The following is a 21,826-nucleotide window of genomic DNA, read 5'->3' on the forward strand; positions in this document are numbered from 1 at the left end:
CGGTGGTGCGGCCGCACCGCGCGGCCGGCTGGAATGTTGCCGTTCCGGCCATGATACGCGATTCCGGGATTCCGCACGCGCATGCGTGACGACTGAACGGGCCGTCGCCCGCGGGTGCTACGACGCGTGCTAGAGTAGCGGTTTTGCCAACACGGCGCCCCATGCTCGAACTCGTCAACCTCAGCAAATCCTATGGCGGCCGCACCGTGCTGGCGGCCCTCTCGCACCGCTTCGAACCGGGCGAGTTCGTCGCGATCATGGGCGAATCGGGAGTGGGCAAGTCCACGCTGCTGAACCTGATCGCGGGGCTCGACACGCCGGACGGCGGCGAGGTCCGCGTCGACGGCACGCCCATGACCGCGCTGGACGACGAGGCCGCCACGCGGCTGCGGCGCACGCGCATGGGCTTCATCTTCCAGGCCTTCCACGTACTGCCGCACCTGACGCTCGCCCAGAACGTCGCGCTGCCGCTGCTGTTGAACGGCAGTCCGGACCCGGCGCGCGCCATGCAGATGCTGGACGCGGTCGGCCTGGCCGGGCGCGGCGCCGACTTCCCGCGCCAGTTGTCGGGCGGCGAGCTGCAGCGGGTGGCCATCGCGCGCGCCCTCGTGCACCGCCCCGCCCTGCTGCTGGCGGACGAGCCGACCGGCAACCTCGACCCCGAAACGGCCGACGGCATCCTGCGCCTGCTGCGCGCCGAGATCAAGGCCAGCGGCGCGGGCGCGATCATGGTCACCCACTCGCACGCGGCCGCCGCCATGGCCGACCGCACCTTCGTCTTGACGCGTTCCGGTTTGAAAATAACGTAAATTCCCGCAAGAAAGATGCGGGTTATGGCGTTTTAGTCATGAACAGTGCGTCGGATTTGTCAACTACGTAGTAGCATTCCAACAAACCCACCAGGCATAAGTCAGCAAAACGAAACGGTCGGGCTGGATTCCATTCGGGCGGGGCAAGAGCCGAGCGGAACCGCAACTCTCCAAAACAGTCGATCTGTCTTGAACAATTTCCCATGCGGAGGAGTTCATGAGCGTACGGCAGAAAAAACAAGAGTTGCTCGAGGCGATGCATCGCGCCCGGGCCATGGAGCCGTCGAGTTTTGTTCCGAACAAATTACTCGACACATTGATCCAACGAATGCAGCTGAAGAACGACGCGGAACTGTGCCGCGTCCTGGAGGTCCAGCCGCCCATCATCAGCAAGATCCGGCACCGCAAGCTGAACGTCGGCGCGACGATCCTGCTGCGGATGCACGAGAAGTCGAATATCCCGATCCGCGAGCTGAAGGAATTGACGGCCGAGGCGCGCACCGAGCCGCCGCCACCGCCGCCGACCCATCACTGAGGGCCACGCGGCTTTCCGCCACGGGCGGCGTCACTCGCCCGGCGGGCGTCCGGTCTTGAGCTGGGGCAGGCTGGCGAGCACGGCGCGCACGGCCGTCATGTCGAGCTGGCCGAGCAGCGCCACGCCGATGCGCAGCAGCTCGCTCTTCTTGACGTCGAGGCCGGCCTTGAGGCACGCCTGCTTGACGGTGCCGAGCACGGCGTATTCCTGCTCGGGCATCGTGAAGCTGTCGCGCACGAGGCGCGGGCGGGCGGCCGGCGCCGCCGCGGGTGCGCGCTTCGTGCGCGCGCCGTTCGCGGGCGCGGCGATGGCGCGTGCGGCCTGCCGGGCCACCGTGGCCGGATCGGCGGCCTTCGCGCGCGTCGTCTTCGCCGGCGCCGCCTTCGTTTTCGTTTTCGGCGCGGCCGTTTTCACGGGCGCTTTCGCCGCCGCCGTCCTGGCGACCGCCGTCTTCGCGACCGCGGCCTTGTTCGCGGCCGGCTTCACGGCGGGTTTCACTGCGGCCTTCGCTGCCGGCTTCACTGCGGTCTTCGCGGCCGCCCTGGCCGTCGTCGTCCTCGCCATCGGGATCTCCTTCTTCAAACAAGCCAAACAATATATATCATTTAGCCCGCGCACGGAAGGGCGTGGCACGGATTACGCGTCGGCGTCGCGGAATTCGGCGGGGATGGCGGCGAACCGGTCCTCGATCTCGAAGAACGCGTCGAGCACGTCCGGATCGACATGCGCGCCGCGGCCCTTGCGCATCATGTCCAGCGCCTGCCGGTGCGTGAACGCGGGCTTGTACCCGCGGCGCGAGATCAGCGCGTCGTACCCGTCGGCCACGGCCATCAGGCGCGCCGACAGCGGAATCTGCTCGCCCGCAAGGCGGTCGGGGTAGCCGGAGCCGTCCCATTTCTCCTGGTGCGAATGGGCGATCTCGCGCGCGAACATCAAAAAGCCGCTGGTGCCGCCGATGTGCTTCTCGACGAGCATGATGGTGTCGCGGCCGTACACGGCGTGCAGCTTCATGGCCTCGAATTCCTCGCGGTCGAGCAGGCCGGGCTTGAGCAGGATGCGGTCCGGGATGCCGACCTTGCCGATGTCGTGCGGCGGCGCCGAGCGGTACAGGAGCTCGATGTTCTCGTCGCCGAGTTCGGCCGCGAAGCGCGGATGGTCGGCTTGTCGTTGTGGCTGGCGTGTCCGGCGGCTGCGATATTCATCGGGTTGCCGCGGTATCGGGGCGGGTTGCGGGGGCCGCCCGCGGCAGCAGCCGGCGCGCCGCGTCGAATTCGTAACGGGACAGGTGCTGCGCCAGGCGTGCCATGCGCTCGCCGTCGATCACGCCCGCGAGCAGCGCGCGCACCATCTCGAAGTAATCGATGGCTGCCCTCGTCCACCGGCACGTTCTGCGCGCGCAGGAAGTCGCCGACGGAATAGCCGAGCTGGAAGCCGATGCGGCCGTCGACGTTGGCGAAGTGCCTGCCGTCCCAGTCGACGCGGCCGCCCTTGCGCCGCACGAGCACGTAGCGGTCGACGTGCATGCGCTTGTCCGGATCGGCGCGGTCTTCAGCGCCGCGCGTGTGCCCGAGCGTGCCGGGATACACGCCCAGCGCCCCGCGCTCGCGGCTGAAGCTGACGGCGAACGCGCCGCTGACCTGGTTCGCCTTGACCTGCGCGAGGCAGCGCTTCCACGGCATGCTCTGGTAATCGAACGCGATGCCGAGGCGCCGCGCCACTTCGCCCAGCAGTTCGAAGTTCAGGCCGCCGCCGTCCAGGGTGCGCCACGGCAGCACTTCCTGGCGTTCGAAGCACAGCGGCACGCTCGGCCCGGCCGCGAACGCCGGCGCGCCGGCAGCGACACAGCAGGCGACCAATCCATAGCGAACAAACCGCGGCATCGCAAAGAATGGCGCCACCGTCCGTCACGCCGCGAGCGCCGCCCGGCCGTGGCGCAATTCGGCCAGCACGCCGGCCCGCAGCCCCGTCTTGGGCACGTCCAGTTCCTCGATCTCCAGTTCTTCCATGAGGCCCAGCAGGATCGCCAGCGCCGCCGTCACGTCGCGCAGGCGCAAGTGGCCGAGACCCGCCAGCGGCGCCCCGCCGCCGCCCTGGTCGAGCGCGCGCGCGGCGAGCGTTTCCAGCCGGCCGCGGGTGATGGGGCCGGCCAGGCCGTTGTCGACGAGCAGCCGCGCCAGCGTGTGGATCGTGCCGGACGCGCCGCACGCGCGGTCGCGCCGCCCCGGTCCGAACGCGGGCGCCTCGTCGCCCAGCTTGGCGCGGGTGGACGCGATCGCGGCCGCGAACGACACCGCGTCGATGCGCCCGCCGCTGAAGAACGTCAGCGCCAGGCGCGACGTGCCCAGGCCCAGCGACGCGACCTTCTGCACGCGGCGCCCGCTGCCCAGCGCCAGCTGGGTCGAGCCGCCGCCGATGCCCAGCACCAGCGTGCGCGCGGGATCGCCGTGGGCAGTCGCGCCGTCGGCGACGCCGAGATAGGTCAGGACGGCCTCTTCCTCGCCGGACAGCACCTGGACGGGATGCCCGAGCAGTTGCTGCGCGGCCGGCAGGAACAGGTGGCTGTTGCGGGCCATGCGCAAGGTCGACGTGGCGACGACGCGCACGGCGGCCAGCGCATGGTCGTTCAGCCGGGCGCGGATCGCGCGCAGGCAATCGAACGCGGCGTGCATCGCCTCGGGACTCAGGCAGCCCTGCGCGTCCAGCGCGGCGGCCAGGCGCAGGGGCGCATGAAAACTGTCGAGGGGACGCAGGGTGCCGTCCTCGACGGCGCCGACGAGCAGGCGGAAGCTGTCGGAACCAAGGACGAGTGCGGCGTGAATGGGAGATGTCGTGCTCATGCAGACTCCGGAGTCGAAAACGGCGCCACGATAGCGGGGCTGGATGACGGATCGATGACAGGAGCATCGTTGATCGTATCATCATAAGGCATGCGGGACGACGGCGCCATGGCGGACACGTCCGTGCGTGCGCGCACCGGCCCGGCGGTGTTCATTCCTCGACCGGCGCCAACGCGGACGCCGCCACTTCGACCCGGTTGCGCCCCGCCTTCTTGGCCACACGCAAGGCCTCGTCGGCGCGGGCCAGCAGGGTCACGGTACTGTCGTCCGGGCGGATCGTCGTCACGCCGAAGCTGGCCGTCAGGGAAATCATCGCGCGTTCGGTCTTGACGCGCTCGCCTTCGATCGCGGCGCGCATGCGCTCGGCCACCATCGTGGCATCGTCGAGGCTCGTGCGCGGCAGCAGGATCGCGAATTCGACGCCCACCAGGCGGCCCAGCAGGTCGCTGTCGCGCAGGTGGCGCTTGCAGACTGCGGCCAGGTGGGCGAGGACGACGTCGCCGGCCGGGTGGCCGTAGCTGTCGTTGATGCGCTTGAACTGGTCGAGGTCGAACACGACGAGGGCCGTCGGCTGGCCCGGACGGCGCGCCAGCGCCATCCACGGCGACAGCAGCCGGAAGAAGCCGCGCCGGTTGGGCACGTCCGTGAGCGGATCGACCACTTCCAGCCGCGCCAGCTCGGCCTGTTCGCGCTCGCGGCCCAGCAGCAGCCAGCCGAAGCCGCCCAGCAGCGCCAGCAGGTACAGCGCGCCCGAGTGGAACTGACGCAACATATCGTTGGTCATCCAGCCCCAGCCCGCCGGCGCCAGCAGCACGAGGGCGCCGCGCGCGCCGACGACGATGGCCAGCAGCGCCGTGGCCAGCGCCAGGAAGCGTTGCAGCATCGACGCCGCAGCCCAGCCGCGCGCGAGCGCCGCCGCCACCGACAGGTAGCCGGCCGCCAGGATCAGCGACGCGGCGACGGCGCGCAGGCCGATCGGGTCGATCAGCCAGCACAGCAGGAAGGCGGCGATGGCCAGCGCCAGCACGGGCGCGGTGACGCGGCGCCAGCGCAGGCGGCCGGCGCGCTCCCACGCCGCGCCCGATTCCCAGGCGACGCCGGCGAACACGAGCGCGTAGCCGATGGGCAGCGCGAGCCCTTCCGGCATGACGCCGGTGGCGCCGATCGCCAGCAGCAGCCAGCCGCCAGCCTGGTACAGGCGCGACCAGCCCCAGGTCGGCAGCGTGGGCCGCTTGTGGCTGGATTGCTCGAAGAAAAACAGGGTCGCGCACAGCGTGAGATTGCCGAGTGCCAGCGCCAGTACCATCGTGGTGGAATCCATCGGCACCTCAGAATTCGTGCACGACCGCGGTCGTGCCGTCGCCGACGCGGCTGGCCCAGGCGCGCGCCCAGTAGTCGCGTTCGGCCTCGGTGGGCGGCTCGTGCCAGAACACGATCAGGGTGCCCTTGTGGTCGTGGATCTGGGTCAGTTTTTCGACGAAAGCCGGGTTGCCGTCCATGTCCGCCAACGCCATCGCGTAGCCATAGACGCGGTCCAGGCGCTCGATGCGGTCCGGCTCGGTCTGGCTGTTGGTGGCGGTAATGGTCGGGTGGTCCAGGAACATGAGGTCTCCGCTTGGGCTGCAACGGCCAGCTTATCAGAAACCCATCGTGCGCAACAAGTTACGCCGTGGAGAGGCGGGGCCGATATCGATTTCACGTATACTCGGCACGATGCCGCACCGCGACGACCCGTCCCATCCGTTCCCGCCCGCCCCGCCGCTCGTACGTACGCGCCGCGGCCGGCGCACGCTCGAATTCGCCCCCGGCGACATCCAGAGCGAGATGCTGCTGGCACGCCCCGACGCCCTGGCGCTGGCCTACCAGCGCGCGATGATGGGCTTCGTGCTGTTCCGGCCGCGGCCGCGCCATATCGTGATGGTCGGGCTGGGCGGCGGATCGCTGGCCAAGTTCTGCCACCGCCACTTCCCCGGCGCGCGCATCACCGTCATCGAATTGCGCGCCGACGTGATCGCCCTGCGCGACGCCTTCCACGTGCCGCCCGACAGCGACCGTTTCACCGTCGTCCATGCCGACGCTTGCGATTGGCTGGCCGCGCATCCCGCCACGGCCGACGTGCTGCTCGCGGACGGCTTCGACGCGCGCGGCCTGCCGCCGCGCCTGGCCGACGCGCCCTTCTATGCCGACTGCCGGCGTGCGTTGCGGCCCGGCGGCGTGCTGGTGGCCAATGTGTTCACGTACGACCCGCGCTACCCCGACGTGATGGATGCGCTGGATACCGTGTTCGACGGCCGGACCTGCTGGTTCGACAAGGTCGCGGGCAACAACCGCATCGTGTATGCCCTGCACGCCCCGGACGACGCCGTCGCGCGCCGCGTTGCCCGGTATGCGCGCCGGCGCGGCCTGGGCCTCGGATTATTGAACCGGCTAGCCATAAGATTCATCCTTGCCAGGATCGCATCCCGATCTGTTTTGGCCCCGCCACATCTTCGGCCGGTACGCATCCGTCTGTGACAATTTGTTTGCGGAAACTAGAGTTTCTGTGACAAACTAGCCCCTTATTTCGTGCCTTCGGGCAAGCACTCCACCTCACATGCATAGGGATTACTGGATGTCGCGTCGCCGACTGCCGTTTTCGCTCACGCTCGCCGCAGGCCTCACCCTGGGGGGCGGCCTGGTCGCAACCGCAGTGCTGACGGTCGCCGTCAGCCGCCTCGAATACGACAACAAGGCGCTGGCCTTCGAACAGGGCACGGGCGTGCGCGTCGCCGCGCTGCGCCAGGGCATCGACGAAGCCGTCGAAGTCCTGAACGTCACCAACCAGCTGTTCACGACGGTCCAGCCGGTCACGCGCGCGCAATTCCACGATTTCACGACGCCGCTGCTGCAGCGGAACCCGTACATCCGCGCCTTCAACTTCCACCGCGTCGTGCAGGCTGGCGAGCGGGCCGCGTTCGAAGCCGGGCTGCGCCAGTTCCAGCCGGACCTCGTGCTGCGCGAAATGCGCCCCACCGCGCGGGTGACGGCGCCGGAGCGTGCCCGTTACTACGTCGTCGACTACCTCGAACCGATGCAGGGCAACGAGGCGGCCCTCGGCCTCGACGTCAGCCAGAACCGGCAAGTGATGGACACGCTCGCGCGCGCGCAGGCGAGCGGCCGCGCCGCCCTCACCGGCCTGCTGCAGATCGCCCAGGCGCCCGACGCACCCAGCTTCGAAGTGCTGATGCCCGTGTATGCCCGGGCCGGCCGCCTGCTGGGAGATACGGCCGCCGTGATCTCGATCCCGACGCTCGTCAACGCCGCGCTGGCACGTGCCGGCCTGCTGGACGACCACGGCATCCAGCTCAGGTTCTACGGCGGCGGCCGCGCCGATCCGGCCCATCTCGTCTACGCGAGCCGCGACGCGGTGCCGTTCGCGCCGCCGGTCGCGCTGCTGTCGGCCGGCTACACGGGCCGCGCCGTGAACACCTTCACGGTCGGCGGCCAGTCGTGGACGGTGGAAGCCATCGCCGCGCCCAGCGCGTGGCTGGCCGACCATCTCGGCTCGACCCTGCTGCTGGCCGGCGGCGTGCTGTCGACGCTGCTCCTCACCGCCTTCGTGCAGGCCGCCGGCCAGCGCACGCGCAAGGTGCAGGAACTGGTGCGCGAACGCACGGCCGACCTCAAGCTCACCAACCAGCGCCTGATCGACGACGTCCTCGCGCGCAAGCGCACGGAAAAAGCCTTGCAGGAGAGCGAGCAGCGCTTCCGCCAGCTGGTCGCCATGTCGTCCGACTGGTACTGGGAACAGGACGAGCAGTTCCGCTTCACGCACGTCACCGGCGACTTCACGGAAAAATCCGGCATCGGCACCGAGCGCGTGCTCGGCCGCCGCCGCTGGGACTACGTGCCCGCGCTGACGGACACGGAACTAGGTCGCGACCACATCGCCACGCTGGAAGCCCACGAGCCGTTCCGCAACCTCGAATACCGCGTCGTCGACGACAACGGCGAGGAACGCTGGTTCTGCATCAACGGCCAGCCGGTCTTCGACGAGACGGGCGGCTTCACCGGCTACCGCGGCACGGGCAGCGACATCACCGCGCGCAAGGTCACCGAGCAGCGCGTGCACCACGTGGCCCAGCACGACGTGCTGACCGGCCTGCCCAACCGTTCGCTGCTGCAGGACCGCCTGAGCCAGGCCGTCGCCTACGCGACCCGCAGCGGCCATCCGGTGTGGGTGATGCTGATCGACCTGGACCGCTTCAAGTTCGTCAACGACAGCATGGGCCACAAGGCCGGCGACGTCCTCCTGATGACGGTCGCGGCGCGCCTGCGCTCGTCGCTGCGCGACACCGACACGGTGGCGCGCCTGTCCGGCGACGAATTCGTCGTGATCCTGTCCGAGCACTCGGACCAGCCGCTCACGCCCGACATCGTGCAGCGCGTGATGGATTCCGTGGCGCAGCCCGTCATGCTGGGCCCCAAGGAATTCTTCGTCACCTGCAGCATCGGCGTGGCCGCCTTCCCGAGCGACGGCACACCGGCCGAGAACCTGATCGAACACGCTGACATCGCCATGTACCGCGCCAAGAAACTGGGCCGCAACAATTTCCAGTTCTACACGCCGGCCATGAACGAGGAATCGCTGGAGCGCGTGCGCATCGAAAGCGCGCTGCGCAACGCCCTCGAACGCAACGAGTTCGTGCTGCACTACCAGCCGCAGGTCGACCTGCAGACGGGCCGCATCGTCGGCATGGAGGCGCTGATCCGCTGGAAGCACCCGGAACTGGGCATGGTGCCGCCGTCGCGCTTCGTCGGCGTGGCCGAGGACACGGGCCTGATCGTGCCGATCGGCGCCTGGGTCATGCGCACCGCGTGCGCCCAGAACAAGGCCTGGCAGGATGCGGGACTCGGCAAGCTGCGCGTGGCCGTGAACCTGTCGGCGCGCCAGTTCAGCGCCGCCGACCTCCTGCCCGGCATCGAAGCCGTCCTCAACGACACGGGCCTGGAACCGTCCTGCCTGGAGCTGGAGCTGACCGAGAGCCTGTTCATGAGCGACGTCACCCCGGCCGTGGAATTGTTGCATCGCATGAAGTCGCTGGGCGTCAACCTGTCGATCGACGACTTCGGCACGGGCTATTCCAGCTTTTCTTACCTGTCGCGCTTCCCGATCGACGTGCTCAAGATCGACCGCTCGTTCGTCAACGACATCACGCACGACGCCAACGACGCGGCGATCGTCGCCTCGATCATCGCGCTGGCGCACAACCTGCGCCTGTCCGTGATCGCCGAGGGCGTGGAGACGGCGGAACAGCTCGATTACCTGCGCCACCAGGGCTGCGACGAAATGCAGGGCTATTATTTCTCGAAGCCGCTGCCGGCCCATGAATTCGAGCAATTGCTGCGCCAGCGGCGCGGCCTGGCGGCCCCGGAAGACGAGCCGCAGACGGCCGCGGCGTGCGGAATCTAGAATCTGCTTTAACTATTTGCCCCAACTGCAATAATTGGTGCAATTACTTATAGCCTAACGTACATCGTTCTTCTACAATACCCGGTGACTCTTTAGCAATACTACTTACCGAGTATGACGATGATGACTGAAATGAATATCGACTCCGCCACCGCGACGCTGGCGGAACGCAGGCCGCGCACCGACATGCGCACGCGCGACCTCGTCAACCAGGCCGTGGCATCGGTCCCCACGCTGGGCCTGCAGCGGGCCGCCGAATTCCTGGCGGCCATGGGCGTGCCGGCCGAGATCGCCGTGCGCGCCCTGGTCTATCCGAATCGACGCCGGACGAACTGAGCCGGAACGCCTGAATGATGGGCGTGGGTGGACAACCCTTGTCCACCATGCGTTACCGTGATGCGGGCATTCGGTGGGCACGGGGTGCCCACCCTGCGGCTTACATTACTCTTGCGCGGCGATGTCCGCCAACGATTCGCGGCCCCGTGCCGTCAATTCGAAACCGCCCTCCGCCCGGGCGGCGATGTGCGATTTGCGGCTCAGGAACTGCACGACGTCCTCGTCGACCGGCGCCGCCGGGTCCGCCTCGAGCGCGCGCAGCGCCTGCACGCAGCGGCGCAGGAACAGCAGTTCGGTCCCCTGCGCGGTCAGCGCCAGGCCGCCGGTCTTCGCATACTGGACCAGTTTCAGGCCCGACAGACGCTTGGCGTTGCGCCCGACACAGGCATTGACGCGGTCGCTCTTCGCGCCGCGCCGGATGAATTCGAGGGCGTCGTATTCGTCGCCCGTCAGTTTCAGATTCTTCATTACCACTTTCCAAGGAAACAAGCCCGCCATGGTAACGGCGGCGGGCCGTCCCGGCAACCCGCGTCGTGATTACCGCAGGGCCCGCACGGCGGCCCAGACGAGGCCGGCCCCCGCCAGCACGCCGAGCGCCACCGCCGCGTGCATCCGATGCGAGCCCAGCAACGGGCTTCGGCCCAGCGGAATCTTGTTGTACAAGGTGGTGCTCATACGTCTCTCCTCCGAATGTCATTGGCCACAGGGTCATTATAAAAAATTCCCTGCCGGAATATGTGCGCCAGCGTACGCAAGCGTCATTTGTGTCTGCTTAGCAACAAACAGCCGCCGCCGCCGCGATCGTATTGCGCGCCGGGCGCCGGCATGGACTGTTAGTATCGCGCCAACACGACAACGCAACGGAGCACCCCATGAGAACCAACGTACCGAAGCCGGACCCCGGCGCCAACGGCCCTGCCAACCTGCACGAAGCGGACATCGGCAGCGGCGAACGCTCGCCGGCCCAGCACGAAACGGACGCCATGATCCGCGAAATCCCGCCGCGCGGCCACAAGCAGGGCGGCCAGCAAGACGGCGGCAAACCGGCCACGCGCGACGGCCAGCCGGGCAAGGGCTGACCCGCACCACATGACAACGGATGGGGCGACACGACGGTCCACCCCATCCGCACATCGTACGCCCGCAATTCACCCCTTATTTACCCGCACCGCTACCCGCATCCGGACGTGCCCGCGCGGCGGCCACGACCGCCGCGCGGCACCGCTAGTCCGCCTTGACGGGCGCCACCGGCGCGTCGGGTTCCTTGACCGGCGCGCGCGCCGGGGCCGGCACGTCGTCCGGCTCGGGGCTCGGCTGCGGCGGCGGCAGCTCCGGGTCCGGCGTCGTGGGATCGGGCGTCGAGTGGGCGTGTTCCGGTAAACTCATCGGTCTTCTCCGGCGCCTGGCTCAGCGGCCTTCTTTCTGCTTCGCACCGCCGCCCGCGCCCTTGCCCGTGCCCGTGCCCGCCTTCACGGTCGACTTGTTGTCGTGGCTGCTCTTGTCCTTGACGCCGGCCTGGCGCTTCTGCGCGTCTTCCTCGGACAAATTGCCCGACTGCTTGTTCTGGCTGCCGCTGGATTTCGATTGGCTCATGGCGATCCTCCGATTGATCGGCGTTGATGTTGTGTGCAGCCTAGCATGGAAGACCGGGCCGGGTTTTCAATCGTGCGGCCGGGCGGCGCGGGCTGGTATAGTCAAGTTTTGACATTCCGTCGCCGACCATGCCGCGCCGCCTTCCCGCCCTCGCGCTTTCCCTCGCCATGTCCGCCAACCTCCACGCCGCCCCGATGACGCTGACCGACTACATGGCCCTGTCCGGCCCCGCCCCGGACGCCACGCTGCGCTACGGCGCGGCGCCGTCGCAATATGCCGAACTGTTCGTCCCGCCCGGCAAGGGCCCGTTTCCCGTGGCCGTGCTCGTCCATGGCGGTTGCTGGACGAAGGAATACGGCGGCATCACCCAGTTCCGCAATATGGCCGGGGCGCTGGCGGCGCGCGGCATCGCGGTCTGGAACGTGGAATACCGCCGCGTGGATGAAGCGGGCGGCGGCTATCCCGGCACCTACCAGGACATGAACGCCGCCCTCGACCTGCTGGCGCGCACGGCCCGCGACTATCCGCTCGACCTCGACCGCCTCGTCGCCGTCGGCCACTCGGCCGGCGGCCAGCTCGTGCAATGGCTGGCGGCGCGGCCCTGCATCCCCGCGTCGAGCCCGCTGTTCCACGCCGACGCCGTGCCCGTGCGGCGGGTCGTCAGCCTCGGTGGCCTCGCCGACCTGCGGCGCGAATCGGCGCTGTTGAAAACGAGTTGCGACCGCGACATCGCCGAGCTGGCCGGCACGCCCAGCGCGACGCGGCCGGACGTCTTCGCCGACACGAATGCGGGCGACCTGATGCCGAACGGCAGCCGGACCATCCTCGTCACCGGGGAACTGGACACCATCTCGCCGCCGCGCGTGGCGCACGATTTCGCGGCGCACGCCCATGCCGCCGGGGACGCGGCCGAGGTCGTCATCCTGCCGGGCGCCAGCCATTACGACGAGGTGGCCGCGACGTCGGCCTCGTGGCCGCTCGTGCTGCGCGCGATCGAATCGATGCTGCCGGCCCCGCGCTGACGCGGCCCGGCCGGCTCAGTCCGGAAACACGATCCGTTTCGCGAGCCGCTGGTCGACGACCAGGTTGTCGACGGCCACCGCCACGCACGGCAGGATATAGCCCTCGCGCTTTTCGTCGAGGGACAGGCCCGGCCATTCCACGAGATAGCGCACCGTGCCACTCGCGAGGCGGCAGATGCACGTGCGGCAGGTGCCGTTGCGGCAGGAACTGGGCAGGTCGATGCCGGCCCGTTCGGCGGCGTGCAGCACCGTCGTGTCCGGGTCGGTCGGGAACGACCAGCCGGAGGGCTGCAGGGTGATGGTCAACGCGGTCATGGCGGCGATTGTACCGCCTGCACGCATCGGCCAGCCCAACCATGCTGGGTTCGTTCCCGCACAGAGCGGCGCCTGGCACGGCACTAACCTGAAGCCAACGCATCTTCAGGCTGGAAATCAATTGAAAACACTTCGCCTCCCCTTTCTGATCGCCATGCTGGGCAGCCTCGCCGGCAGCCCGGCGGGCGCCGCGCAACCCGGTCCCGCCGGCGCGCCCGCGTCGACGGCCACGGTGGCCACGCCCGCGCCGGCACCGGAACCCGACAAGCTGCTGCGCGCTCAGGTATTGCTCGACCGCGCCCATTTTTCGCCCGGCGAAATCGACGGCGCCTTCGGCTCCAATATGCACCACGCCCTGGCCGGCTACCAGAAGACGCACGGCCTGAACCCCACGGGCAAGCTCGACGACGCGACGTGGAACGCCCTGAACGCCGACGCGACGCCCACGCTGCTCACCTACACGCTGCTCGATGCCGACGTCGCGGGCCCGTTCCGTCCCGTGCCGGACGACATGATGGAAAAGGCGAAACTGCCCACGCTCGGCTACACCTCGCCGGCGGAAGAGCTGGGAGAAAAATTCCACGCCAGCCCGGCGCTGCTGCAAAAACTCAATCCCGGCAAGGACCTGGGCCGCGCCGGCGAGCAGATCCTCGTGCCCAACGTCGTCGGCACGCCGCCGCTGGCGCCGGCCGCGCGCGTCGTCGTGTCGAAGGACGCGCGCACCCTCGAGCTGCAGGACGCGGCCGGGACCGTCCTCGCACAATATCCCGTGTCGAGCGGCAGCGAACACGATCCGCTGCCGATCGGCACCTGGAAGATCGACGGCGTGCACCGCAATCCGACCTACCACTACAACCCCAAGTTGTTCTGGGACGCCAAGCCGGGCGACAAGAACACGACGATCGCGGCCGGCCCCAACAATCCTGTCGGCGTGGTGTGGATCGACCTGTCCAAGCCGCACTACGGCATCCACGGCACGCCCGTGCCGGCGTCGGTCGGCAAGAGCGAATCGCACGGCTGCATCCGCCTGACGAACTGGAGCGCATCCGAGGTGGCGGGCCTCGTGCAGGCGGGTACGGAAGTGGTGCTGACCGAGTAAAACCAAGCAATGAGGAGACGACGATGAGATGGTTGATGACCTTCCTGCTCGGCGTGCTGGTGGGCGCCGGCGGCCTGTTCGTCTGGCTGCGCCAGATGCCGCCAGAGCACGCGGCGTCCGCGGCACCAGCGGTGGCCGTGAACACGGGCTCCCTGCCCGCGCCGCCGCCGCCCGGCAACGCCCTGAACGGCAAGCTGCCGCCGGCGCCGCAGGTGATGCCCGACCTGACCGAACTGGATCTGCCGCTGCGTCCCGCCGGCACGGATACGCCGGCAGCCACGCCGGCCGCGGCGCCGGCCGCACCGGCGGGCAAGCTGCTGGTGCCCGTCGACGGCATCGCGCCGGCCAAGCTCACCGACACGTACGACCAGCCGCGCGGCAACGAACGCCATCACGAAGCGCTCGACATCATGGCGCCCAAGGGCACGAAGGTGGTGGCGGTCGCGGACGGCAAGATCGTGAAACTCTTCACGAGCAAACCGGGCGGGCTGACCATCTACCAGTTCGATCCGACCGAAAAATACGCCTATTACTATGCGCACCTGGACCGCTACGCGGACGGCCTGCGGGAAGGCGCGCAAGTCAAGCGTGGCGACCTGATCGGCTATGTGGGCGCGACGGGCAACGCCGATCCGAACGCGCCGCACCTGCACTTCGCCGTGTTCGAACTCACCCCGGAGAAGCAGTGGTGGAAGGGAACGCCGGTGGATCCGTATCCATTGCTGCAGCCATAAACCGCAACCGGTAACGTACCACGTCGCACCTGCGCAGGCAGGGACCGCGTCCAGCGACCGGTCATCGACCACCACGTCGCCCCTGCGCAGGCAGGGCCGCGTCCAGCGACCGGTCATCGGCCACCACGTCGCCCCTGCGCAGGCAGGGGACCGCGTCCAGCGACCGGTCATCGACCACCACGTCGCCCCTGCGCAGGCAGGGGCCCAATCCGGCGCCGCCGCACCGCCGAACCTGGGCCCCGCGCCAGCGCGGAGGCGACGTCATTGCGCCGGCGCCTCATCCACATCCGCCCCGACGTTGATGGCCGCATACGCCCGCTGCACGGCAATCACCTCGCGGCTGGATTTGCCGTACAGCTCGCCCGCCGCCTCGATCATCTTGGCGCGCGCATCCGCATAATTGGTGCTCGACGTGAACTTGGTCGTGTTCGCCCTGAACCAGATGCGGTAGGCCTTGTCGAGACCGACGCCCGTCATCGCGGCCGGGGTCTTGACGAGGTATTTGCTGTAGTAGTCGCCGGCCTTGTCCGCGCTCGATCCTTGCGACAGGAAATAGAACATGCGGTTGTTCGGGCCGCTGCTGTAGTGCACGTCCAGGCGCTTGAGGGCGCTGCTCCACGCGTCCGGACTGCTGCCGTCCTTGCTCGGACGGTACATCCAGCGCAGCGGCGTGCCGCTCTTGCTGATCTCCTTGCCCAGCACCCAGTCGTTGCCCGTGAGCGGGATGCTGTCGCCCTTCCCGCCGCCGCGCGCATAGGCTTCGACGGCCTCGCCGTTGATGTCCGACGACGATTCGTTCAGGCCGCCCGACTCGCCGGAATACGTCAGGTTCGACGTGGCGGCGGTGATGCCGTGGCCCATCTCGTGGCCGATCACGTCGATCGAACCGAGGCTGTTGAAACTGGAGCCGTCGCCGATGAACATGCAGCGGCACGTGTCGCTGTAGTACGCGTTGTCGTACGCGGTGTTGACGTGCGCCGCGATATAGGTCGCCGTGTCGTGGCCGTCCAGCGAGAGCCAGTTGAACACGTTCTTCAACGTGTCGTAGGTGTTCATCAGGCCCCACATCGCGTTCACGGCAGCGGTCTGGCCGTTCGCGTTCGTCGTCGGGCCGCCGGCCACGTACTGCTTGCCGTCGCCCCAGGTGTTCGTGTCGTTGGCGTACACGGCGCCCGCGCTCGTGCCGTGGTCGGCGTTCGTGATCGCCATCGCGCCGAACGTGCCGCGGGTGTCGTCGATCATCCTGAACTTGCCGTCAGTCGACGTCGTGTTGATGGGCACGTCGCCGTTGTACTGGCTGTGGCCGACGCCGACGACGGTCTGCAGCATGCTCCACTGCGCGAGGATGCCGCCATCGCGCGCGCTCACGACGGTGTCGTGGTACGCCGGCTTGTCGCCGACGCGCATGCGCGTGCGCACGAGGTAGGCGAGTTCGTAGTGGTCGACGACGTCCTGCACGTCGAGCGCGTTGAGGTCCTGTTCCTGCTTGTCGCGTGCCGCGGCCAGGCGTTCGGTGCGCATGGCGGGCCAGATGATCAGCTCGGCGCTGGGCGGCGTCTCGTGGCGCGCCGCGGTGGCCAGCGACGCCAGCGCCGCATCGATCGCGGCCTTCGACGAGATCGCCGGCACGACGCTGAAATCCGGCCGCGGTCCGACGGGGTCCGGCTTGGCGAAGTTGGCGCGCCGTTCGGAATCGGATTCGGACACGATCTTGCCGTTCGCGTCCAGCACCAGCACGGATTCGAAGCCAAAGATGGGCACGCCCTTGAACGTGTGGGCCACGCGCGCGACCTGCGTGCCCTGCGCGCCGGGATGACGGGCGACGATCGCATAGCCGTAGCGCGCGTCCTGCCCGCTCGCGGCGCGGCGTGCGTCCAGCTGGGCCAGCAGCGCCGCGTCCATCTGCGGCGTGGCGGCGACCACCGGGCGAGTCAATCCGGGGCCGGCCGCGCCGGCGGGCACGATGGCAACCAGGGACAGGGCGCCGAACGACGCCAGCAACATCTTGCGCTTGTTCATGAGATTTCCTTTCATTGAGCGGGCACACGGAATCAGTGTGGCCGAGCTCTCTCGAAGGAATTTGCTCAAGCGCAAAAAGCCCGACGGCGGCGTGCGGCAGCCGTCGGGCGGTGTGCAACGTGGCGGGATACGGTGCGCCAGAGCGCGCCGGATGCGTCTAGCGCATGGTCAACGCTCGCGCCGCCGCATCAGGTACACGGCCGTGCCGACGACCGCGCCGGCGATCACGGCCTTCTTCACGAGGCCGGCCCGGTTGTGCTCCCATTCGGCCTTGATGCCCATCTCGGCCAGCACGTTCGGCACCTTGCCGTGGGCCAGGTCTTCGCCGATGCCTTCGACGACGTTCACGCGGTCGGCGGCCAGCAGCATGAGCCAGCGGCGCAGGTCGTTCTCCGCCCACTTATAGGCGGCGCGGCGGATCATGCCGGACAAGCCTTTCGGCGGCTGCGCGGTGCCGAAGATCGGCGTGATGCCGGGGCGTTCGGTCGATACGAGGATCTCGACGTTCTCCGGCTGCTGCGGCAGCTGGCCCTCGTGCGGATGGATGAAGCGCGCAGGCATGCGTTCCATCGGGATGGCCGGGCGGTTCTTGCGGTCGAGGTCGGCGCCCCAGCCCTCGATATGCGCCAGCTCGGCGCGGCTCGGCCGGCGCGGGCCTTCGGCCACGTCGCCCTGCAGCGGATGCGTGTGGACGTGGGCCGCGTCGCCGTCGTGCTGATGATGGTCGTGGTGTTCCATGATGTCTCCTCAATGCAGTGCGCTGGCGCTGACGGCCTGGACCTCGCGCGCGGACGGCGGGATCAGGACGGTCTTGATGCAGTTGTCGAGCTTGCTCGAGAAGATGTGGTACGCGTCCGCCACCTCTTCCAGCGGCACCCGGTGCGTGATGATTTCCTTCGGATTCAGCCGGCCCTCGCGGATGTGCTCGATCAGGCGCGGCAGGTGGCGCTTGACGCTGGCCTGGTTCATGCGCATCGTGATGCCCTTGTTGATCGCGTTACCGATCGGCACGGCGTTGAACGTCGGGCCATACACGCCGACGATCGACACGTTGCCGCCCTTGCGCACGCAGTTGATGCACCAGTGCAGCACGGTCGCGGCGCCGGCCTGCATCTTCATCAGGCGGCCCGTGAGCGTCTGGGCGATCGAGCCGGCCGCATCGCCGCCCACGCAGTCGATGCAGACGTCGGCGCCCATCCAGTCCGTCATCTTCTTGATGTGCTCGGCCATATCGTTCACTTCGCGGAAGTTCACGACTTCGCACTGGGCGTAGCGCTGGATGAATTCGAGCCGGTACTCGACCTCGTCGACGACGATGACGCGCCCCGCCCCCATCAGCCACGCGGACTTGGCGGCGAAGATGCCGATCGGGCCCGCGCCGAAGATGACGACCGTGTCGCCTTCGCGGATATCGCCCATCTCGGCGGCCTGGTAGCCGGTGGGGACGGCGTCCGTCAGCAGCACGGCGTCGTCCAGGTGCAGGTCGTCGGGGATCGGCAGCGGGCCGACGTCGGCCATCGGCACGCGCACGTACTCGGCCTGGCCGCCGTCGTAGCCGCCGGCCGTGTGCGAATAGCCGTAGATGCCGCCGACGGCCGTCGCTTCCGGATTCGTGTTGTGGCAGTTGCCGAAGAGCTCGCGCTGGCAGAAGAAGCAGGACCCGCAGAACAGGTTGAACGGCACCAGCACCCGGTCGCCGGCCTTCAGCGTCTGGACGTCGCGGCCGACGTCCACGACCTCGCCGACGAATTCATGGCCGAACGTGTGGCCCACGCGGGTGTCGGGCACCATGCCGTGGTACAGGTGCAGGTCGGATCCGCAGATGCAGGAACGCAGCACGCGCACGATGGCGTCGCCCGGGTGTTCGATGACGGGATCGGGCTTGTAATCGGCGCGGACGCGGTACGGTCCCCGGTAATTCATCGCCAGCATAATTCCTCCTCGTAGAGGGCACGTCGCAAAACCTGCTGCGCGTTGCACTACCGTCCTGCGATGCTCCGCTGCGGCGGACCGACCGTACTTTCGTACAGCCGCGCTTCTCGAACGGTATTGCTGCCGCTCGCGACGGTTTTTCGAGGTGCCGTGGTTGATGGCCCGCCGCCACGGACGAGCCCTTGACAACAAGGTATGTCAAAACACCAAGGAAGGCGATACGCGCACGGAAACGTACGGGGGTTAATGAACACTTTTTTTTGCCGCGCCGCCGATCCGATTGACAACGGCCGCACGCGGCGGCCGTGTTCACTGGCGGCGGCGCGGGCTCAGAGCTGGCGCGCCTCGAAGGTGTTGCATTGCTCGACGGACCCCGTCTGCAGGCCGCGCGTGAACCAGCGCACGCGCTGGGCCGACGTGCCGTGCGTGAACGAATCCGGCACGACGACGCCGCGCGACTGGCGCTGCAGCGCGTCGTCGCCGATGGCGCTGGCGGCGTTCAGCGCGGACTCGACGTCGCCCTGTTCGATGATCTGCTTGGCCTGGTTCGTGTGGTAGGCCCACACGCCGGCGAAGCAGTCGGCCTGCAGTTCCAGGCGCACGGACGCCGCGTTGGCCTGGGTCTCGGACAGGTGCTGGCGCGCGCTGTCGACCTTGCCCGTGATGCCCAGCAGGTTCTGCACGTGGTGGCCGACCTCGTGGGCGATCACATAGGCCTGCGTGAACTCGCCGCCGACCTTGAACCGCTGCTGCATCATGCGGAAGAAGTCGAGGTCGAGGTAGACCTTGCGGTCGGCCGGGCAGTAGAACGGGCCGACGGCGGCCTGGCCCTGGCCGCAGCCGCCGGTGCTCGTCCGGCCCGTATACAGCACCAGCACCGGCGGCGAGTACGTCGCGCCGTTGGCGCGGAAGATCTGCGTCCAGGTGTCTTCGGTATAGCCCAGCACCGTCCTCACGAACTGGGTCTCGCGGTCGCTCGCGGGCGCATGCGACGGCGCCTGCTGGACCTGGGCCGGCGTGCCGCCGCCCGACAACAGGTTCAGGATCGTCGACGGCGAGACGCCGAAGAACCACGAACCGACGAGCGCGATGACGATCGTCCCGATGCCGACGGTCCCGCCGCCGAAACTGAATCCGCCACCGCCACCGCCGTCGCCGCGGCGGTCCTCGACGTTGTCGCTTTGCCGGTCACCTTGCCAACGCATAATTCTTCTCCCTGGCCGCACCGCCCGGGTGCCGCCGTCAATGTTCCGTGCCGGGCGCCGTCAGCGTCCCCTGGCACGCCTGATCTTCGCCGACCCCATGTTGTCGCGAGCATCCTTGAGGCGGAACTCGTCGTCCACCGCCAAGCCGACGCGCTGCTCGTCGTGCAGCAGGCGCTCGTGGCGTTCGCGCTCGACCTCACGCTGCACGCGCTCATTCAGGGTCACGTCCGGCGTCATCTTCATGATCGTCCTTGTCGTTGGACCGTGCTTGCAGCACCGGCCCGGGTTCATTGTGCGTGTCGCGCACGGCCGCATCTGTTCGAACTTTCACATATGCGTACGATGCGTGCGATGCGTGCGATTCACATGATGCCATAGCGCGGACGCGGGTTGCGTGACAGCCCGTCCACGTCTGTGTGCGCCCGCGTACGGAAGCGCACGCGGGCCCGGCGCATGCTCCGCGCATGACCCCGACCGCCGCCTCCTTCGCCCATCACGCCGCACTGGCCGCGCTCGGCCGCAGTCTACAGGCCGCCGGCTACCGTTTCGTGACAGTCACCCCGGCCACGCACCGGCGCGTCAACGGCCGCCCGGAGAACGCCTGGGCCGACGACCTGCGCGGCGTGTTCGGCTGGAGCCGGCCGTTCCGTCCCGGCGTGCTGCCGGACGCGCTCGACGGCCCGCTGCGCGCGGCGGGCCTGGCGGCGCCCGTGGACGCGGACGGCAACGACGTCGCGGACGGCCAGCCGCCCGCCGGCTGGCGCTCGCTCGTGCGCGCCTCGACCATCGGCGACCACCTGTATTTCCACTCGGCCTGGCCCACGTGCGACGCGGACGCCGTGTTCTTCGGCCCCGACACCTACCGCTACACGGCCGCGCTGAAGCGCGTGCTCGGTGCGCACGGCAGCCTGCGCCGGCCGGTGCGGCGCGCCGTCGACATCGGTGCCGGCGCGGGACCGGGCGCGATCGAACTGGCGCTGCGCTGCCGCGACGCGACCGTGTACGCGACCGACATCAACCCGGCCGCGCTGGCGCTGGCCGACGTCAACGCGAGCCTGAACGGCGCGCACAACGTCGTGCCGTGCCGCAGCGACCTGCTGGACGGCGTCGACGGCGGCTTCGACCTCGTCACGTCCAACCCGCCGTACATCCTCGACCCCGACCAGCTGACGTACCGCCACGGCGGCGGCGCGCATGGCGCCGGACTGTCGATCCGCATCGTGCACGCGGCGCTGGACCGGCTGCATCCCGGCGGCTGCCTGCTGCTGTACACGGGCGTGGCCATCGTCGACGGTGCGGATCCGTTCCTGGATGCCATCCGCGGCCGGCTCGATGGCGGGACGGATTGCTGGTCGTATGAGGAACTGGATCCGGATATCTTTGGCGGGCAGCTGGGGTGCGAGGGGTATGAGCGCGTGGAGCGGATTGCGGCGGTGTGGCTGCATGCGGTCAAGCGGGGGTGAGCGGGGGGTGATGGTGGGGCTGCGGGCTGCGGGCTGCGGGCTGCGGGCTGTGGGCTGTGGGCTGTGGCTGTGGGCTGTGGCTGCGGTGGGTTTGCAGCGCGCGCCCGCGGCGCGCGGGGCTGTCCGCGAGCGGACAGCAGATGGGTGATCGCAGGGCCGGGCTGACGCCGGTCCTGCGGATCGGAAGTGCGTCGCAAAGGCGATGCTGATTCTGTTGCGTGCCTTTCGGCTTTGCAGCGCGCGCCCGCGGCGCGCGGCGCCGTCCGCGCAGCGGACGGCAAACTGGCGATTCGAAGAGGGCTGGGCTTGCAAGCCCAGCCCTTCGAATCCCACCCCGCAGGGTGCGCAGGCGCCCTGCTCTCTCCGGCAAACAAAAAAGGCCCCGATGGGGCCTTGTTTGTTTGGCGGAGAGGGTGGGATTCGAACCCACGGTACGGTCACCCGTACGCCTGATTTCGAGTCAGGTACATTCGAC

Annotated in this window: 26 protein-coding genes; 10 read left to right on the forward strand and 16 right to left on the reverse strand. The window is 68.7% G+C overall.

Going from position 1 to position 21,826, the window contains the following annotated elements:
* Window positions 1–161 precede the first annotated feature (161 nt).
* On the forward strand, window positions 162–809 hold the full coding sequence (locus tag U9J41_RS23710) for an ABC transporter ATP-binding protein (RefSeq protein WP_322404607.1): 648 nt from the start codon (window positions 162–164) through the stop codon (window positions 807–809).
* Window positions 810–1,026: 217 nt separating this feature from the next.
* A complete protein-coding gene (locus tag U9J41_RS23715; protein WP_322404608.1) occupies window positions 1,027–1,344 on the forward strand; it encodes a hypothetical protein in 318 nt (105 codons plus the stop codon).
* A 30-nt stretch (window positions 1,345–1,374) separates the two neighbouring features.
* Here the strand turns inward: U9J41_RS23715 and U9J41_RS23720 are convergent, their stop codons facing one another.
* The 6 genes from U9J41_RS23720 to U9J41_RS23745 all read right to left on the reverse strand — a co-directional run bounded on the left by U9J41_RS23720 (window position 1,375) and on the right by U9J41_RS23745 (window position 5,785).
* Window positions 1,375–1,908 carry a hypothetical protein gene (locus U9J41_RS23720; protein WP_322404609.1) on the reverse strand — a complete coding sequence of 178 codons (534 nt, stop codon included), beginning with the start codon at window positions 1,906–1,908 and terminating at the stop codon, window positions 1,375–1,377.
* 72 nt (window positions 1,909–1,980) lie between these two features.
* Window positions 1,981–2,463 carry an HD-GYP domain-containing protein gene (locus U9J41_RS23725; protein WP_322404632.1) on the reverse strand — a complete coding sequence of 161 codons (483 nt, stop codon included), beginning with the start codon at window positions 2,461–2,463 and terminating at the stop codon, window positions 1,981–1,983.
* Window positions 2,352–3,200: a hypothetical protein gene (locus tag U9J41_RS29365; protein WP_322404610.1), complete on the reverse strand. Its 849-nt coding sequence runs from the start codon at window positions 3,198–3,200 to the stop codon at window positions 2,352–2,354. Before U9J41_RS29365 ends, U9J41_RS23725 begins: the two co-directional genes overlap by 112 nt.
* Before the next feature lie 48 nt (window positions 3,201–3,248).
* Entirely contained in the window at window positions 3,249–4,181 is a 933-nt protein-coding gene (locus U9J41_RS23735) for a Ppx/GppA phosphatase family protein (protein ID WP_322404611.1), read from the reverse strand.
* A gap of 151 nt (window positions 4,182–4,332) precedes the next feature.
* Entirely contained in the window at window positions 4,333–5,502 is a 1,170-nt protein-coding gene (locus U9J41_RS23740) for a GGDEF domain-containing protein (RefSeq protein ID WP_322404612.1), read from the reverse strand.
* A 7-nt stretch (window positions 5,503–5,509) separates the two neighbouring features.
* Complete coding sequence (locus tag U9J41_RS23745; RefSeq protein ID WP_322404613.1) at window positions 5,510–5,785, reverse strand: hypothetical protein; 276 nt, start codon at window positions 5,783–5,785, stop codon at window positions 5,510–5,512.
* A 109-nt stretch (window positions 5,786–5,894) separates the two neighbouring features.
* Here U9J41_RS23745 and U9J41_RS23750 point away from each other — a divergent pair, with 109 nt between their 5' ends.
* From U9J41_RS23750 to U9J41_RS23760, 3 genes are all read left to right on the forward strand, one after another.
* Window positions 5,895–6,695: a fused MFS/spermidine synthase gene (locus tag U9J41_RS23750; protein ID WP_322404614.1), complete on the forward strand. Its 801-nt coding sequence runs from the start codon at window positions 5,895–5,897 to the stop codon at window positions 6,693–6,695.
* Between the two features lie 97 nt (window positions 6,696–6,792).
* A complete protein-coding gene (locus tag U9J41_RS23755) occupies window positions 6,793–9,633 on the forward strand; it encodes a bifunctional diguanylate cyclase/phosphodiesterase (RefSeq protein WP_322404615.1) in 2,841 nt (946 codons plus the stop codon).
* A 132-nt stretch (window positions 9,634–9,765) separates the two neighbouring features.
* The gene (locus U9J41_RS23760) at window positions 9,766–9,969 is read left to right on the forward strand and encodes a hypothetical protein (protein ID WP_229503750.1); all 204 of its coding nucleotides are present in this window, start codon (window positions 9,766–9,768) and stop codon (window positions 9,967–9,969) included.
* A gap of 105 nt (window positions 9,970–10,074) precedes the next feature.
* On the opposite strand, the gene U9J41_RS23765 is transcribed toward U9J41_RS23760, so the two are convergent.
* Window positions 10,075–10,437, reverse strand: coding sequence for a hypothetical protein (locus U9J41_RS23765; protein WP_322404616.1), 363 nt, complete (start codon window positions 10,435–10,437; stop codon window positions 10,075–10,077).
* A 69-nt stretch (window positions 10,438–10,506) separates the two neighbouring features.
* Window positions 10,507–10,644: a hypothetical protein gene (locus tag U9J41_RS23770; RefSeq protein ID WP_200958414.1), complete on the reverse strand. Its 138-nt coding sequence runs from the start codon at window positions 10,642–10,644 to the stop codon at window positions 10,507–10,509.
* A 197-nt stretch (window positions 10,645–10,841) separates the two neighbouring features.
* Between U9J41_RS23770 and U9J41_RS23775 the strand changes: the two genes are divergently transcribed.
* Window positions 10,842–11,048 (forward strand): hypothetical protein, encoded by a 207-nt coding sequence (locus U9J41_RS23775; RefSeq protein ID WP_322404617.1) that lies wholly within the window; start codon window positions 10,842–10,844, stop codon window positions 11,046–11,048.
* A 145-nt stretch (window positions 11,049–11,193) separates the two neighbouring features.
* Here the strand turns inward: U9J41_RS23775 and U9J41_RS23780 are convergent, their stop codons facing one another.
* Window positions 11,194–11,355, reverse strand: coding sequence for a hypothetical protein (locus U9J41_RS23780; protein ID WP_322404618.1), 162 nt, complete (start codon window positions 11,353–11,355; stop codon window positions 11,194–11,196).
* Between the two features lie 21 nt (window positions 11,356–11,376).
* Window positions 11,377–11,562: a hypothetical protein gene (locus U9J41_RS23785; RefSeq protein WP_322404619.1), complete on the reverse strand. Its 186-nt coding sequence runs from the start codon at window positions 11,560–11,562 to the stop codon at window positions 11,377–11,379.
* A 167-nt stretch (window positions 11,563–11,729) separates the two neighbouring features.
* On the opposite strand from U9J41_RS23785, the gene U9J41_RS23790 reads away from it, so the two are divergent.
* Window positions 11,730–12,584 carry an alpha/beta hydrolase gene (locus U9J41_RS23790; protein WP_322404620.1) on the forward strand — a complete coding sequence of 285 codons (855 nt, stop codon included), beginning with the start codon at window positions 11,730–11,732 and terminating at the stop codon, window positions 12,582–12,584.
* A gap of 15 nt (window positions 12,585–12,599) precedes the next feature.
* Here the strand turns inward: U9J41_RS23790 and U9J41_RS23795 are convergent, their stop codons facing one another.
* Entirely contained in the window at window positions 12,600–12,899 is a 300-nt protein-coding gene (locus U9J41_RS23795) for a 2Fe-2S iron-sulfur cluster-binding protein (RefSeq protein WP_322404621.1), read from the reverse strand.
* A gap of 121 nt (window positions 12,900–13,020) precedes the next feature.
* Here U9J41_RS23795 and U9J41_RS23800 point away from each other — a divergent pair, with 121 nt between their 5' ends.
* Together U9J41_RS23800 and U9J41_RS23805 are read left to right on the forward strand one after the other, a co-directional pair.
* A complete protein-coding gene (locus U9J41_RS23800; RefSeq protein ID WP_322404622.1) occupies window positions 13,021–13,998 on the forward strand; it encodes a L,D-transpeptidase family protein in 978 nt (325 codons plus the stop codon).
* 23 nt (window positions 13,999–14,021) lie between these two features.
* Window positions 14,022–14,732, forward strand: a complete 711-nt coding sequence (locus U9J41_RS23805; protein WP_322404623.1) for a M23 family metallopeptidase — start codon at window positions 14,022–14,024, stop codon at window positions 14,730–14,732.
* A 261-nt stretch (window positions 14,733–14,993) separates the two neighbouring features.
* Here U9J41_RS23805 and U9J41_RS23810 read toward each other — a convergent pair whose 3' ends face one another.
* The 5 genes from U9J41_RS23810 to U9J41_RS23830 all read right to left on the reverse strand — a co-directional run bounded on the left by U9J41_RS23810 (window position 14,994) and on the right by U9J41_RS23830 (window position 20,131).
* On the reverse strand, window positions 14,994–16,751 hold the full coding sequence (locus U9J41_RS23810; RefSeq protein WP_322404624.1) for a M4 family metallopeptidase: 1,758 nt from the start codon (window positions 16,749–16,751) through the stop codon (window positions 14,994–14,996).
* A gap of 168 nt (window positions 16,752–16,919) precedes the next feature.
* Window positions 16,920–17,489 carry a hypothetical protein gene (locus tag U9J41_RS23815; RefSeq protein ID WP_322404625.1) on the reverse strand — a complete coding sequence of 190 codons (570 nt, stop codon included), beginning with the start codon at window positions 17,487–17,489 and terminating at the stop codon, window positions 16,920–16,922.
* Between the two features lie 9 nt (window positions 17,490–17,498).
* Window positions 17,499–18,683, reverse strand: coding sequence for a zinc-dependent alcohol dehydrogenase (locus U9J41_RS23820; protein ID WP_322404626.1), 1,185 nt, complete (start codon window positions 18,681–18,683; stop codon window positions 17,499–17,501).
* A gap of 329 nt (window positions 18,684–19,012) precedes the next feature.
* Window positions 19,013–19,888, reverse strand: a complete 876-nt coding sequence (gene ypfJ, locus U9J41_RS23825; protein ID WP_322404627.1) for a KPN_02809 family neutral zinc metallopeptidase — start codon at window positions 19,886–19,888, stop codon at window positions 19,013–19,015.
* A gap of 60 nt (window positions 19,889–19,948) precedes the next feature.
* The gene (locus tag U9J41_RS23830) at window positions 19,949–20,131 is read right to left on the reverse strand and encodes a hypothetical protein (protein ID WP_322404628.1); all 183 of its coding nucleotides are present in this window, start codon (window positions 20,129–20,131) and stop codon (window positions 19,949–19,951) included.
* A gap of 221 nt (window positions 20,132–20,352) precedes the next feature.
* On the opposite strand from U9J41_RS23830, the gene U9J41_RS23835 reads away from it, so the two are divergent.
* Window positions 20,353–21,351, forward strand: coding sequence for a class I SAM-dependent methyltransferase (locus tag U9J41_RS23835; protein WP_322404629.1), 999 nt, complete (start codon window positions 20,353–20,355; stop codon window positions 21,349–21,351).
* The last annotated feature ends 475 nt before the right edge of the window (window positions 21,352–21,826 follow it).

The organism is Massilia luteola (genome assembly GCF_034420155.1).
Lineage (GTDB): Bacteria > Pseudomonadota > Gammaproteobacteria > Burkholderiales > Burkholderiaceae_D > Telluria > Telluria luteola.

Excerpts from the sequence above, each read along its gene's own strand:
- U9J41_RS23815 (WP_322404625.1), bottom strand. The coding sequence starts at position 17,489 with ATGGAACACCACGACCATCATCAGCACGACGGCGACGCGGCCCACGTC.
- U9J41_RS23790 (WP_322404620.1), top strand. The coding sequence starts at position 11,730 with ATGTCCGCCAACCTCCACGCCGCCCCGATGACGCTGACCGACTACATG.
- U9J41_RS23830 (WP_322404628.1), bottom strand. The coding sequence starts at position 20,131 with ATGAAGATGACGCCGGACGTGACCCTGAATGAGCGCGTGCAGCGTGAG.
- U9J41_RS23805 (WP_322404623.1), top strand. The coding sequence starts at position 14,022 with ATGAGATGGTTGATGACCTTCCTGCTCGGCGTGCTGGTGGGCGCCGGC.
- U9J41_RS23770 (WP_200958414.1), bottom strand. The coding sequence starts at position 10,644 with ATGAGCACCACCTTGTACAACAAGATTCCGCTGGGCCGAAGCCCGTTG.
- U9J41_RS23820 (WP_322404626.1), bottom strand. The coding sequence starts at position 18,683 with ATGCTGGCGATGAATTACCGGGGACCGTACCGCGTCCGCGCCGATTAC.
- U9J41_RS23740 (WP_322404612.1), bottom strand. The coding sequence starts at position 5,502 with ATGGATTCCACCACGATGGTACTGGCGCTGGCACTCGGCAATCTCACG.
- U9J41_RS23745 (WP_322404613.1), bottom strand. The coding sequence starts at position 5,785 with ATGTTCCTGGACCACCCGACCATTACCGCCACCAACAGCCAGACCGAG.
- ypfJ (WP_322404627.1), bottom strand. The coding sequence starts at position 19,888 with ATGCGTTGGCAAGGTGACCGGCAAAGCGACAACGTCGAGGACCGCCGC.
- U9J41_RS23710 (WP_322404607.1), top strand. The coding sequence starts at position 162 with ATGCTCGAACTCGTCAACCTCAGCAAATCCTATGGCGGCCGCACCGTG.
- U9J41_RS23785 (WP_322404619.1), bottom strand. The coding sequence starts at position 11,562 with ATGAGCCAATCGAAATCCAGCGGCAGCCAGAACAAGCAGTCGGGCAAT.
- U9J41_RS23795 (WP_322404621.1), bottom strand. The coding sequence starts at position 12,899 with ATGACCGCGTTGACCATCACCCTGCAGCCCTCCGGCTGGTCGTTCCCG.
- U9J41_RS23720 (WP_322404609.1), bottom strand. The coding sequence starts at position 1,908 with ATGGCGAGGACGACGACGGCCAGGGCGGCCGCGAAGACCGCAGTGAAG.
- U9J41_RS23810 (WP_322404624.1), bottom strand. The coding sequence starts at position 16,751 with ATGAACAAGCGCAAGATGTTGCTGGCGTCGTTCGGCGCCCTGTCCCTG.
- U9J41_RS23735 (WP_322404611.1), bottom strand. The coding sequence starts at position 4,181 with ATGAGCACGACATCTCCCATTCACGCCGCACTCGTCCTTGGTTCCGAC.
- U9J41_RS23775 (WP_322404617.1), top strand. The coding sequence starts at position 10,842 with ATGAGAACCAACGTACCGAAGCCGGACCCCGGCGCCAACGGCCCTGCC.
- U9J41_RS23755 (WP_322404615.1), top strand. The coding sequence starts at position 6,793 with ATGTCGCGTCGCCGACTGCCGTTTTCGCTCACGCTCGCCGCAGGCCTC.
- U9J41_RS23780 (WP_322404618.1), bottom strand. The coding sequence starts at position 11,355 with ATGAGTTTACCGGAACACGCCCACTCGACGCCCGATCCCACGACGCCG.
- U9J41_RS23765 (WP_322404616.1), bottom strand. The coding sequence starts at position 10,437 with ATGAAGAATCTGAAACTGACGGGCGACGAATACGACGCCCTCGAATTC.
- U9J41_RS23750 (WP_322404614.1), top strand. The coding sequence starts at position 5,895 with ATGCCGCACCGCGACGACCCGTCCCATCCGTTCCCGCCCGCCCCGCCG.
- U9J41_RS23760 (WP_229503750.1), top strand. The coding sequence starts at position 9,766 with ATGAATATCGACTCCGCCACCGCGACGCTGGCGGAACGCAGGCCGCGC.
- U9J41_RS23835 (WP_322404629.1), top strand. The coding sequence starts at position 20,353 with ATGACCCCGACCGCCGCCTCCTTCGCCCATCACGCCGCACTGGCCGCG.
- U9J41_RS23715 (WP_322404608.1), top strand. The coding sequence starts at position 1,027 with ATGAGCGTACGGCAGAAAAAACAAGAGTTGCTCGAGGCGATGCATCGC.